General features: G+C 34.1%; 13 protein-coding genes. 4 read left to right on the top strand and 9 right to left on the bottom strand.

Going from position 1 to position 13,246, the window contains the following annotated elements; genetic code table 11:
* Window positions 1-24: 24 nt before the first annotated feature.
* A complete protein-coding gene (locus RB618_RS06230) occupies window positions 25-510 on the bottom strand; it encodes a hypothetical protein (protein WP_308067965.1) in 486 nt (161 codons plus the stop codon).
* Window positions 511-777: 267 nt separating this feature from the next.
* Here RB618_RS06230 and RB618_RS06225 point away from each other — a divergent pair, with 267 nt between their 5' ends.
* A complete protein-coding gene (locus RB618_RS06225; RefSeq protein WP_308067964.1) occupies window positions 778-2,742 on the top strand; it encodes a transglycosylase domain-containing protein in 1,965 nt (654 codons plus the stop codon).
* 316 nt (window positions 2,743-3,058) lie between these two features.
* On the opposite strand, the gene RB618_RS06220 is transcribed toward RB618_RS06225, so the two are convergent.
* From RB618_RS06220 to RB618_RS06210, 3 genes are all read right to left on the bottom strand, one after another.
* Window positions 3,059-4,096 (bottom strand): aldo/keto reductase, encoded by a 1,038-nt coding sequence (locus tag RB618_RS06220; RefSeq protein ID WP_308067963.1) that lies wholly within the window; start codon window positions 4,094-4,096, stop codon window positions 3,059-3,061.
* A gap of 193 nt (window positions 4,097-4,289) precedes the next feature.
* A complete protein-coding gene (locus RB618_RS06215; RefSeq protein WP_308067962.1) occupies window positions 4,290-5,234 on the bottom strand; it encodes an OmpA family protein in 945 nt (314 codons plus the stop codon).
* Window positions 5,235-5,336: 102 nt separating this feature from the next.
* A complete protein-coding gene (locus RB618_RS06210; protein WP_008465497.1) occupies window positions 5,337-6,098 on the bottom strand; it encodes an exodeoxyribonuclease III in 762 nt (253 codons plus the stop codon).
* A 118-nt stretch (window positions 6,099-6,216) separates the two neighbouring features.
* Here RB618_RS06210 and RB618_RS06205 point away from each other — a divergent pair, with 118 nt between their 5' ends.
* The gene (locus RB618_RS06205) at window positions 6,217-8,019 is read left to right on the top strand and encodes a lysophospholipid acyltransferase family protein (protein WP_308067961.1); all 1,803 of its coding nucleotides are present in this window, start codon (window positions 6,217-6,219) and stop codon (window positions 8,017-8,019) included.
* 72 nt (window positions 8,020-8,091) lie between these two features.
* On the opposite strand, the gene RB618_RS06200 is transcribed toward RB618_RS06205, so the two are convergent.
* The 4 genes from RB618_RS06200 to RB618_RS06185 all read right to left on the bottom strand — a co-directional run bounded on the left by RB618_RS06200 (window position 8,092) and on the right by RB618_RS06185 (window position 10,401).
* Entirely contained in the window at window positions 8,092-8,364 is a 273-nt protein-coding gene (locus RB618_RS06200) for a TM2 domain-containing protein (RefSeq protein WP_066033290.1), read from the bottom strand.
* Window positions 8,365-8,443: 79 nt separating this feature from the next.
* Window positions 8,444-8,908: a DUF2752 domain-containing protein gene (locus tag RB618_RS06195; protein ID WP_308067960.1), complete on the bottom strand. Its 465-nt coding sequence runs from the start codon at window positions 8,906-8,908 to the stop codon at window positions 8,444-8,446.
* A complete protein-coding gene (locus RB618_RS06190) occupies window positions 8,883-9,260 on the bottom strand; it encodes a DUF4234 domain-containing protein (RefSeq protein ID WP_308067959.1) in 378 nt (125 codons plus the stop codon). The genes RB618_RS06195 and RB618_RS06190 overlap by 26 nt, the downstream gene beginning before the upstream one ends.
* A 190-nt stretch (window positions 9,261-9,450) precedes the next feature.
* Window positions 9,451-10,401 carry a 2-hydroxyacid dehydrogenase gene (locus RB618_RS06185; RefSeq protein WP_308067958.1) on the bottom strand — a complete coding sequence of 317 codons (951 nt, stop codon included), beginning with the start codon at window positions 10,399-10,401 and terminating at the stop codon, window positions 9,451-9,453.
* A gap of 243 nt (window positions 10,402-10,644) precedes the next feature.
* On the opposite strand from RB618_RS06185, the gene nhaA reads away from it, so the two are divergent.
* Both nhaA and RB618_RS23705 read left to right on the top strand, forming a co-directional pair.
* Window positions 10,645-11,787, top strand: coding sequence for a Na+/H+ antiporter NhaA (gene nhaA, locus RB618_RS06180; RefSeq protein ID WP_308067957.1), 1,143 nt, complete (start codon window positions 10,645-10,647; stop codon window positions 11,785-11,787).
* A 94-nt stretch (window positions 11,788-11,881) separates the two neighbouring features.
* Window positions 11,882-12,268 (top strand): c-type cytochrome, encoded by a 387-nt coding sequence (locus tag RB618_RS23705; protein WP_374121103.1) that lies wholly within the window; start codon window positions 11,882-11,884, stop codon window positions 12,266-12,268.
* A gap of 100 nt (window positions 12,269-12,368) precedes the next feature.
* Here RB618_RS23705 and proC read toward each other — a convergent pair whose 3' ends face one another.
* A complete protein-coding gene (proC, locus tag RB618_RS06170) occupies window positions 12,369-13,145 on the bottom strand; it encodes a pyrroline-5-carboxylate reductase (protein WP_308067956.1) in 777 nt (258 codons plus the stop codon).
* Window positions 13,146-13,246 lie beyond the last annotated feature (101 nt).

The raw sequence follows: 13,246 nt of genomic DNA, 5'->3' as shown, positions 1-13,246 counted from the left end.
ATTTTTTATTAACTTTTTAAGCTCTTACCATTTTTCAATTCTAAAACTTCCTTCGGTAACTGCAAATGCTTTTCCGTTTGAAGTTCCTGAAAAACTAAAAGTGCCTTCAATTTTTTTATCATCATTAGCTGTTATATTTATAGTTCCAGATGTAGCATTAGAATTGTTTATTTCTGGCATAAAACTAAAAGTTGCCTGGTAAGTAGTTGTAAGTTTTGACAAATCATATACTATCGGGTGACTTCCTGTTGTTATATTCAAAGGAGCCCATAAAGAAATTTTTTTGTATGTGTCATCAACTCCGGAACTTGCCATTATATTTATACTCTCTGAAGTCATTAATCCTGGTTCAGAAAAAGTATATTCTTTTCCATTATACTTAAATTTCATAAATTCTTCCTGATTACTTGGAGTATCTGTATCATCAGAAGAATTATCACTACTGCATGAAGACAAGACTAATGCACAGATTGCAAAAGACAAAAACATAATTTTTTTTAAAATTTTCATTTGACTGTTTTTTTTATTGTTTAATGAAGCAAATATATAAGATATTTACTACATAATATTACGGTTTTCCACAAATAGAAAAATAAAATAGAATAAAAAAGCTCATACCTTTTCAAAATTGCATCGACAGACAAACGCAAACATTACTGTATCAATATTTTACACACATTATTTAAAATTTAAAAGAAAAACTCTACAAGCTGATAATTTTAAATTTAAATTTATCCTAGATTTGAAAACTGAATAATTTCGATCCAAACTAATTTTATGAATTTTCCAAAACAAAAAATATACAAAGCATTAAAAATACTGGGAATAGTAATTTTAATGCTTTGCATCGGACTGTATTATTTTCGTAATTCCCTTTTAAAACAAGCCATTGCAAAAGTTACCCATAAAATGGCTGTCCAGTACAACAGTAATTTTTCTGTAGAATCGGCTTCATTTGATGGTTTGTCAACTATAAAATTGACAGATGTTGTTTTAGCTCCAATCAATGCTGACACGCTTGTCAAAATAAAAAATGTTGAAACTAGCATCAGTTTAAGCAATTTACTTATTGGAGATGTTCAAGTTGGAACCTTAAAAATAGACAATGGCTATATTCAGTTAGTAAAAAAAGGCAAAAAACGAAATTTTGATGCCTTTCTAAAAAGAGATCGCGAAGAAACAGAATCTAACGAAAAACGAAAATATGCTTCGTTTGCTTACAGAATCATATCTAAAGTGTTGAATCTGGTTCCTACCGATATGGATCTGAAAAACTTCAAATTCAAAATCGACGATAACGGAAAACAAACCAATATTGATGTAGATAAACTAGTTTTAAGCAATAAACAACTTGAAACCAATCTTCATGTTCAGGCAAAAGATTTTGACCAGCGTTGGAACATAAAAGGTTTTGCAGATCCGAGAAATAAAAAAGCCGATATTCGATTTTTCAATTTAGATACTGGCGCGATCCGCGTTCCGTATTTAGATGAGCGTTATAACTTAAAAGCAAGTTTTGATTCTATTCGATTAAATGTTCAAAACATTGATAAAAGCGGAAGCGAATTGCATATTGACGGTTATACTTCGATTGCCAATCTTAAAATCAATCACCCAAAAATTGCCAGCAAAGATGTGGTAATAAAAAATGCCCGTTTTGATTACCGCTTTTTATTGGGAGATAGCTTTATTTCTATCGATAGCACTTCGACCATGCAGTTGAACAAAATTAAAGTCCGTCCTTATATTTCTTATGATACCGAAAAAGATACGGTTTACACCTTAAAAGTCGATATCCCGAAAATGAAAGCGCAGGATTTTATTGTTTCGCTTCCTGATGGATTGTTTACGCATTTTCAGGGAATGCAGGCAACTGGAAATTTTGATTACAAACTGGATTTCAAATTCAATAAAAACAAACCAAATACACTTGTTTTTGACAGTAAGCTGAACAAAGAAGATTTACGAATTACGAAATATGGAGAAGCCGATTTAAACAAACTAAATGGCGAATTTGTATATCGTGCGATTATTCAGAATGTGTTGCAAAGACCTGTTTTGGTTGGAAACGCTAATCCGAATTATACGCCTTTGGATCAAATTTCCCCTTATTTAAGAAAATGTGTTTTAACGACCGAAGATCCATCTTTCTTTTCACACCGCGGATTCATTAATGAAGCTTTCAAACAATCGATTCTAAAAAACATTAGAACAAAGAAATTCTCTCGCGGTGCCAGCACAATTAGCATGCAGTTGATTAAGAATGTCTTTTTAACTCGTGAAAAAACGCTTTCGCGAAAGCTGGAAGAAATCCTTCTAGTTTACATTTTAGAAAACAACCGAATTGTAAGCAAAGAAAGAATGCTGGAAGTATATTTCAACATTATCGAATGGGGGCCAAATGTCTACGGAATTGGAGAAGCAAGTCATTTTTACTTTCAGAAAAGTCCGTCGGCATTAAATGTTGACGAATGTTTGTATTTGGCAACGATTATTCCGAAACCAAGAAAATTCATGTATCAGTTTAATGATGAAGGCAATTTGAAAGATTACGCCATTAAAAACCAGAAATTCTTGAAGAATCTAATGTTTAGAAGAGGTCTTTTAGTTCCTGAAGATACGATTGGATTATTACCAGTTTATATTTCTGGAAATGCGCGATCTTTAATCAAAATTAAAGTCCCAGATTCTACAGCAGTCAAAACTGATTCTTTGGCTGTTGATGATGAATTTGATTTGTAAAAGTTTTTTGCCACGAAGGCGCTAAGACACAAAGTTTTTTTGTTTTTAATCTCGCAAAGACGCAGAGTCGCATTTTTTTTTGAATAGCCCCTAGCTTAAGCTAGGGGAATAAAATCGAAATAGAAAAAGGGCTTTAGCCAAACTTTACTAGTTTGGCTAAAGCCCTTTTTGTTTGCGTTTATCGTCTCATCCAGCTAAAGCTGGAAGCAATTGAACTTAAAATTTTAACTTTGCGACTCTGCGTCTTTGCGAGATTAAAAAAACTTAGTGTCTTAGCGCCTTCGTGGCAAAAAATCGCCTTCGTGGCAAAAAAAACTTAAGGAGCAGGATCAGGAATTATAGCCTGAACCGCATCAATTTCCGCTAAGATTTGTTTAGAAAGTGTAACATCTATCGTGTCGATGTTTTCTTTTAATTGCTCTAAAGTTGTAGCGCCAATAATCGCACTTGTCAAAAATGGCTGTTGCAATACAAATCCCATCGCCAATTCTGTTAACGTTAAACCGTGTTTTTTTGCGATTTCCTGATACAATTTTGTCGCTTCGGTACATTGGTCACTATTGTAACGTTTGTATTGCGGAAAAAGATTAATTCTCGCTTTCGGGTGACTTTCTCCAGTTAAGAATTTTCCAGTCAAAACACCAAATGCTAAAGGCGAATATCCTAATAACCCAACATTTTCATATTTTGAAACTTCTGCAGAATTCACTTCAAACAAACGGTTCAATAAAGAATACGGATTTTGAACGGTTTTGATTCTTGGCAGATTATTGTATTTGCTTTCTTCCAAAAGACGCATCATTCCCCAAGCGTTTTCATTAGAAACTCCAATGTGTTTGATTTTACCTTCTTTGATTAATCCGTCGAAAGTTTCAATGATTTCTCTAAAATTATCTTCCCAAACATCATCATGTCCGTGAAAAGCACGTGTTCCAAAATTATTGGTTTTCCTTTCTGGCCAATGCATTTGGTACAAATCGATATAATCGGTTTGAAGTCGTCTTAAACTTTGCTCAACAGCAAATTTGATGCTTGCTGGAGAAAAATCCAGTTTCTCACGCATATATCCAAAATTCGGATTTGGACCAGCAATTTTAGAAGCCAAAATCACTTTATCACGATTCCCTGATTTCTTAAACCAAGTCCCAATAATTTTTTCGGTGCTTCCGTAAGTCGCTTCACTTGCTGGAACGGAATACATTTCAGCAGTATCAAAAAAATTAACTCCTCTTTCAAGAGCATAATCCATTTGTTCGTGCCCTTCTGCTTCTGTATTCTGCTGCCCAAAAGTCATAGTTCCAAGGCATATTTTACTAACTTTTATATCGGTGTTGGGTAATGTTGTGTATTTCATTTTTTCTTTAAAGGTTCAAAGTTGCAAAGTCACAAAGGTACAAAGGGATTTTTCAAATTGAAATTTGATAAAGGTTAAAAAAAGTACAAGATTTTTATATTCAGCTTTTCCTCGAAGCTTTTTCAAACGCTCCAAAAAGCAAAAGGCTCAAAGTAAAAACCTTTGAGCCTTTGAACCTATATTCCTTTGAACCTTAGTTTATACTATTAAGCATCTCCGCAATCTCATCCAATCTTGGAGTCAAGATAATTTCGATTCTACGGTTTTTTGCTTTTCCTTCTGGTGTTGCGTTGCTAGCTAGCGGAGAAAATTCGCTTCTACCTGCTGCTGTTAATTTTTGTTTATTGATTTTTGAATTTTCGCTCAAAATAGCCACGATTGCTGTTGCTCTTTTAGTTGATAAATCCCAGTTGTTCGCAATTGGTCCAGAACCTGCATACGGATCATCATCTGTATGTCCTTCGATTAAAACAGAAAGATCTGGATTATCGCCTAAAACTTTACCAAGTTCTACAACCGCTTTTCTTCCTTCTACACCAACTGCCCAGCTTCCTGAATTGAAAAGCAATTTATTTTCCATAGAAACATATACTTTCCCATTTTTCTGTTCCACTGTTAAACCTTTACCTTCAAAACCATTTAAGGCTTTAGATAAAGTTTCTTTCAGCTTGCGCATTGATTCTTCTTTGGCCGCAATCATATCTTCCAATTCTTTCAAACGATTAGCCGTTTTGTCCAATCGAGCTTTTTCGTCTGCAAGGGCTTTTGCTTTTGCTTCTAATTGTGCTAACAATTCGCGGTTTTTAGCCATGTTTTTCTCCAATGCATCATTGCTGTTTTTCTCCAATGCATTATAAGAATCTTGTAAAACCTTATATTTATTTTGAGCCGCTGCTAAATCTGCTTTTTGTTTGGCCAAATCATCATTAGCAGTCGCTAAATCTTTAGTCAATTTATCGCGATCGGTTTCTAACTGATTTTTCGCTTTCTTTAAACTTTCGTTTTCATCAGCAATAGAACGGTTTTCTTTTTTCAAATCCGAATATTTTGTTTCCAGATCATTATAAATTTTCTTAGAAACACATGACGTTGTGGATAAGGCTAATGCCAATAATCCGATGGAGGCTTTTTTAATCATCTTACTTTAATTGGTTTTTATTTTAGGCGTTTAAAATTTCAAAATTCAAAATCTATTCTTGAATTTAAACCACCTTTCTCTCAACAAGAACAATACCAAAAATTAGTCAATTTCGACTAAAATAGGGCAATGATCTGAATGCATAGCGTCTGGAAGTATAACAGCTCTTTTTAATCTATCCTCTAATACATTGCTCACCAAATTATAATCAATACGCCAGCCTTTGTTATTTCCTCTTGCTCCCGCGCGGTAACTCCACCAAGAATAATGATGCGGTTCTTTGTTGAAATGACGGAAACTATCAATAAAACCAGATTTCATAAATGCATCCAGCCAAGCGCGTTCTGCTGGAAGAAATCCTGAAACCGTTTTATTACGAACTGGATCGTGAATATCAATCGCTTCGTGACAAATATTATAATCTCCGCAGATAATTAAATTCGGAACCGTAAGTTTCAATTCATTAATATAATTTTGAAAATCATCCATGAACATGAATTTGTGATCCAGTCTTTCAATATTTGTTCCAGACGGAAGATATAAACTCATTACCGAAACATCATCAAAATCTGCACGAAGATTTCTTCCTTCAAAATCCATATGATGAATTCCTGTTCCATAAACAATATTGTTCGGCTTTGTTTTAGAAAGAATCGCCACTCCGCTGTACCCTTTTTTGGTAGCAGGATAGTAATATTGAAACGGATAGCCTGCCGCTGTAATATCATCAACTGGAATTTGGTCTTGTGTTGCTTTTATTTCCTGAAGGCATATTACATCAGGATTTGCTTGTTGCAGCCACTCGATAAACCCTTTGTTTATTGCCGCTCTAATTCCGTTTACATTATAAGAAATAATTTTCATCAGTGATTTTTTTAGGATTTCAAATGTAATAAAAAAGTGCAAAGTTTGTCTTGGAAACAGCGAAAAGTAGACTTTTTTGTTATCTTTGTTCGCTGTTCTAATAAATTAAAAGTACTACATGGGTTTAGTTACCGCGAAAGAAGTTGCAAAGGCAATAAATGTTGAAAAGTACGGAGTTTTCGGTACCTTTTCTGGCTGGATTCTTATGAAGGTTCTTAAGATCTCGACCCTTAATAAAATTTACGATCGTAATAAACATTTGGAAGACCTTGACTTTTTGAATGGAATTTTGGACGAAATGGAAATTAAGTTTGAAATCCCTGAAGAAGATTTAAAACGTCTGCCGAAAGATGGTGCGTATATAACCATTTCTAATCATCCGCTTGGAGGAATTGACGGAATTTTGCTTTTGAAATTGATGCTTGAAAGAGAACCAAATTTCAAAATCATTGCCAATTTCTTATTACATAGAATTGTTCCGATGAAAAAATACATTATGCCGGTTAATCCTTTTGAGAATCACAAGGATGCAAAATCGAGCGTAATTGGCATTAAAGAAACTTTGCGCCATTTGAGCGACGGAAAGCCTTTGGGTATTTTTCCAGCAGGTGAAGTTTCAACTTACAAAGACGGAAAATTAGTAGTAGACAAACCTTGGGAAGAAGGTGCTATAAAACTAATCAGAAAAGCTAAAGTTCCGGTTGTTCCGATTTACTTTCACGCCAAAAACAGCAAATTATTTTACTGGCTTTCTAAAATTGACGATACTTTAAGAACTGCAAAATTGCCTTCTGAATTGCTTACGCAAAAAGACCGCGTAATTAAAGTTCGTATTGGAAAACCAATTTCTGTAAGCGAGCAAAACGAAATCCAATCTTTTGAAGAATACTCAGAATTCTTGAGAAAGAAAACCTATATGCTGGCTAATCCGTTTGAGAAAGACACCAAACTGATTGACACGGCAAGCCTTAAAATACCTAAAGCGCCTAAAAAAATTGTAACAGCTGCAAGTGAATCAAAATTGATTGATGAAGTTCAGGCATTGCGTGATAGCGACAGCAGATTTTTACAAAGCAAAAACTACGAGGTTTTCTTTGCAAGCGCGAAAGAAATTCCGAACATCTTGCACGAAATTGGCCGCTTGCGCGAAATCACTTTCCGTGAAGTTGGTGAAGGAACAAATGAATCTATCGACATAGACGAATACGACCAATATTATCACCATATGTTTTTGTGGGATGATGAAACCAAAAAAATTGCAGGTGCATATCGTATGGGATTAGGTTCTGAAATCTATCCAAAATATGGAATAGAAGGTTTTTACCTAACTGATCTTTTCAGATTCGAGCCAGAATTACATGATATGATGCATAAGTCTATCGAAATGGGACGCGCGTTTATCGTAAAAGAATATCAGCAAAAACCAATGCCTTTATTCCTGCTATGGAAAGGTATTATCCATACTACTTTGCGTCATCCGGAACATAAATATTTGGTTGGAGGTGTAAGTATCAGCAATCAGTTTTCAGATTTCTCTAAATCATTAATGATTGAGTTTATGAAGTCTAACTATTACGACCCATATATTGCGCAATACATTCATCCGAAAAAGGCATACAAAGTAAAACTGAAAGACGCTGATAAAGATTTCATTTTCGACGAAGCCGAATCTGATTTGAACAAGTTTGATAAAATCATTGACGAATTGGAACCAGGAAACTTACGTTTGCCAGTTTTAATTAAGAAATATATCAAACAAAATGCTCGCGTAGTAGCATTTAATGTTGACCCTTTATTCAACAATGCAATTGACGGTTTAATGTACATTAGAATCGCAGATATTCCAGAAAGCACTATGAAACCCGTTATCGAAGAGTTTCAGATTGAATTAGAAAAGAAGTTGTCTGAAAAAGAAGATTAAGTTTTCTTTTGAGATATAAAAATAAAAAATCCCATTTGCTCAATTCAAGTAAATGGGATTTTTTGTTTTCTTTTAAAACCAGCCTTTATAGCCAATTTGGTACGTCTGATAAAACTCTTCATCATCTCTGGTCAAATATATGATTCCTTCAATAACGCCAATTATACCGCCAATTCCAAAGGCCAAACCTAGAAGAAGCTGAATTATTCCTTCTTTAGTATAACCTAAATAAAACTTATGGATTCCTAGATATCCTAATAAAATAGCTAGAATTCCTGCTAACACTTTTTTATTTTCCTGTCCATAACGGGGATTATTCCAATCTTCTCTCTTTGTATTTTCCATAATCTTAATTTTTTACTATTCTTAAAACTGTATTTAAACAAAAAAATCTGATTGTTACAAAATCAGATTAATAGATTTATTAAAACCAAATTGACTGATGCAAGATAGCATCAAAAGAGTTGTTTCTCACAAATAAAATCAATCTTATAAGATGATAAACACCTAGAAAAATAGCCAATCCGTAAGCCAATTTCCTGTTATATAAAAGTGCTGTAAAGTATTCTTTTTTGGTAATTAATTCTCTAACCAAAACAACAATCGTTACGGCACAAAAAGCAATAACAAAAGGACCTAGAATATGATAAGAAATTGATTTGTATAAATCTCCCTGATAGAAATAAACTAGAGACTTTGTAATTCCGCATCCTGGGCACGGAAAACCTGTCAGCATCTTAAAAGGACATAATGACTGATCTGTTTCAAGATGATCATTATGATTGTGAAGCATTAAAAAAAACGGAACTATCAGTGTAATTGCTGCACCGATAATTCCGTAAATTTTACGTCTTGTTTGCGTATTATTTATATAATCTGTTGATATCACCTTGTACAATCATTGCCGCAGCAATAGGAAAAAAGAATCCTAAAACAATTAATAAAGTAGATTGGTCTTTTTGAAGCTCACCAGTTTTCTCATATACTTTTGGCAATGCATCTTTACCAGCTAAGTAGTAAAAGTAAATATTAACTGGCATACAACATCCAGCAAAAATTGCAATTGGCTGCGAAATAACTTCTCTTTTTGCTACAGCATTAAAAACCTCAGCTACTTTAATATTCCAATAAATTAAATACAATCCGCAAGTTAAAAATCCAAATAGTAAAACCATAACAGGATCTACTTTAAATACTGGGATTTGTTCTTCAAAATTATTCGATGTTTCTTTTAATTCCATCTTTGCTTAAAAAATTTATTAATTCCTACTCTTGGGATTTTCGGTTTTCTCCAAACTTCAAAAAAGAGCCTATTTAGATTCATTCTTTTAAAATTCGGAAACAATATTATTAAAAATTAACAAATAAAACTAATCTCACTAAATAAAATTTACAAGAAAAAACTCGTTATTAAATTCTAAAGGCTGTAGGCTAGTTTTTACCGTAAACAGCTTTAATTTTGTCAACAATTACCTGCGCCAAACGCTCGTGACTTTCAAAAGTCCAACCCGCAATATGAGGCGTCAGTAAGACATTTTTTGCTTCCATAAGATATTGAAGTGCTTCGGGGGTATTATTCTCTTGGAATAAGGTTTCAAAAGAAAGTTTCTCATACTCCAAAACATCCAAACCTGCACCTAGTATTTTTTTCTCTTTCATCGCTTCAACTAAATCTGCTGTCACAATGTTTTTACCGCGAGAAGTATTAACGATCCAAAAAGGCTTTTTAAACGCATTTATAAAGGCGCTGTTCACCATTTTATCAGTTTCCGGTGTCCAAGGAAGGTGAAGGCTTAAAACATCTGTTTTTTCACGCAATTCTTCTAAAGAAACTTGTTTGGCATTTTCATCCCCAACATTATCCAAAATATCGTAACATAAAACTTCAGTATCAAAACCTCTTAATTTTTTAGCGAAAGCTTTTCCCATGTTTCCGTAACCGATAATTCCAACTGTTTTTAAATCCAGTTCATGTCCGCGATTGCTTTCACGATTCCAGTGACCCGCTTTCACTTCCTCATCAGCTTGATTTAAATTATTAAATAATGACAAAATCATTCCTAGCGAATGTTCTGCAACAGCGTTGCGATTTCCTTCTGGAGCAGCAATAAGATGAATTTCTCTTGCAGATGCATACTCACAATCAATACTTTCTAGACCTGCGCCAACTCTTGCAATAAATTGCAACTTTGTTGCTTTATCTAAAAAAGTTTTATCAATCTTGAATCGGCTTCTAATTACGATTCCATTATAATCCTGAATTTTTGCTTCTATTTCTTCTTTTGAAGATTTAAAATCGGCGTGATTTTCGAAACCAGCTTCCTCCAATTGATTCCAAAGAATTGGATTATTGCTGTCGATATGAAGAATTTTTACACTCATTTATTTAGAATTTTTAGAAACACAAAAATACGGGAAATGTTTAAGATTTCATTTTAAGCCATATATTTTAATCTCGCAAAGTCAGAAAGTCACAAAGAAATAATTCAACACCAAACAACATAAAAAACTTCGTGCCTTTGCGCCTTCGTGGCAAATGTCTTTTTATTGCTCAGATTTTTTTTTAACTTTGAAAGAATAAGGATTTCACAATCCATCATATAAATCTTCAGAAAATCTTCCCTAATGAAACTTACCAAGACTTTTAAAGCCTTTTTTGAAAACGAAAAATCGGGGGGAATTATCTTGCTCTTAGTCACGATTTTATCCCTTGCCCTTGCCAACTCTTCTATTCAAATTCCGTATGTTGCTTTTTGGGAGAAAGAATTAGCAGGGCATTCTATTACACATTGGATTAACGATGGACTAATGACCATATTCTTTCTTTTAATCGGTTTAGAACTGGAACGGGAGATTTATCACGGTGAATTGTCAAATATTAAGAATGCTTCTTTGCCAATAATGGCCGCTTTTGGAGGAATGCTGGTTCCCGCAGCAATCTTTTTAGTTTTAAATTACGGAACAACTACACAAAATGGAGCCGGGATTCCTATGGCGACCGATATTGCTTTTGCAATCGGAATTTTATCGCTTTTAGGAAACAAAGTTCCTACTTCGTTAAAAGTATTTTTAACTGCTTTAGCTGTTATCGACGATTTGGGAGCCATTATCGTTATTGCTATTTTTTATACTACTTCGATCTCCTTTTTGAATCTCGGAATCGCTCTTGGAATCTGGTGCCTTTTATTTGTCTTAAACCGAATGAAAGTCCATAATCTGATTCCTTATCTTATTGGTGGAGTTATTATGTGGTATTTTATGCTTAATTCAGGCGTTCACGCAACCATTACGGGAGTTATTTTAGCATTTGTAATTCCGTTTGGTGATGGTGGAGAAAAAACCTTATCCTACCGATTACAGCATTTTTTACATCAGCCGGTTGCATTTTTTATTCTTCCGTTGTTTGCAATTGCCAATACAGCTTTAACAATTACAGAAAACTGGCACGAAGGTCTTGATCATGTTAACACATACGGGATTATTCTCGGGCTTGTAGTGGGCAAACCTCTCGGAATTTTACTCTTCTCTTCTGTCGGCGTAACTTCTGGCTTGTGCATGCTCCCTAAAAACTTAAAATGGGCTCATATTTTAGGTGCAGGAATGCTTGGCGGAATTGGTTTTACAATGTCGATTTTCATTACCGTTCTTGCCTTTAAAAATCCTGAAGTTATAGTTTTTTCTAAAATAGCCATTCTTATAGCTTCCTTCGTAGCAGGTTTAGCAGGTTTCTTATACTTGAAATATATTTTGAATAAAAAAGCCAGTTAGGTTTGATAAATTATAAAAAATTGAACCGTCTATTTTATTAATCTGAGTAAAGCAAATTTCAAAAAAGTAAAAATTCCAACTTTAAATTCTTTAAATGAAAAGAATTCGTCAAATACTGCTTTACTCAATTTCTTTAATAATTGTCTTAGTTGGAGTAATTTTATATGAAATAAAAACATACGAACCTCCTACAAACTGGTATTGCAATACTCCAGTTCCAAACTTCTGTGGTACGCCAAACTTATCAGAAACTCAAGAAAAAGGAAGAAAAATATTCAATTCGAACTGTGCCGCTTGTCATAAGTTAGATGCTAGATGTACTGGACCAGCATTACGTAGTGTCGACTCACTCGTTTTTGTAAAATGGATGACTAATAAAAATCACAAAATAGATAGCGCAAAGATTGAAAAATTTGGGTTGGATTTCCACAGGACAAAATTTACAGAAGACATAAAAGAAAAGGAACTAGCTTTAATATAGATTACTGCTCAATCAAACGAGAATATTAAAACAAAAAAATTCCAAACTCCACTTTTAAAATTGGAATTTGGAATTTTTAATATTAGAATTTCTTTAAAACCTAACCTTTAATTTGTTTTAAAGAAGTTTTGATTCCTTTGATTAATGACGAACTGAAACCATTATGTTCCATTTCATTTAAACCAACAATTGTACAGCCTTGTGGCGTTGTTACACGGTCGATCAATTGTTCTGGGTGCACTCGTTCTTCCAGAAGCATTTTAGCAGCTCCTTTTACCGTTTGAGCGGCAATTGCAAGAGCAGTATTAGAATCAAAACCAATTTCGATTCCTGCTTGCATAGACGCACGAATGTAACGCAATGCATACGCAGTTCCGCAAGCACCTAAAACAGTTGCAGCATCCATTAGTTTTTCATCGATTACAGGAGCAGTTCCCAAATCCTGAAATAAGTCAACAACTGGCGAAGCATTTGCCCCATACTTTTCTGGAAAAGAAATACAGGTTGCCGATTCTCCAAACTGCGCCGCAATATTTGGCATGATACGTACAACTGGGTATTCGTAGTTTGTTTTGGTTTGAAGCATATCCAAAGACAATCCGCTTACAGCAGAAGCAATTGTTTTATTTTGGACAACTGGCAGGATTTCAGCCAATACCGTATCAACCTGATACGGTTTTATGGTTAAGATTACAACATCAGCTTCCTGGATGTTATGTTTATTATCGTTAGAAACCGTGATTCCGTATTCTGATAAATATTGAATACTTGCAGTGTTTCTTCTTGTGACAGTAACTTGGTTGTTTTTCGAGAATTTAGCAATTCCCAAGGCAATAGAAACTCCTAGGTTTCCTCCTCCAATAATGTGTACTTTCATTTTGGTTTGGCTTTAATTTATTTCTGATTGGTAAACAGCATTTTCCGCCTGCAAATTACGCAGATTTTAGAGATTTTAAATCACTGTAAAAAGGTAATTTG

This window comes from Flavobacterium sp. LHD-85, from assembly GCF_030929595.1.
Taxonomy (GTDB): Bacteria; Bacteroidota; Bacteroidia; order Flavobacteriales; family Flavobacteriaceae; genus Flavobacterium.
Note: the sequence above shows the minus strand (reverse complement) of the source record. Positions and strands in the feature narration are given on the sequence as shown.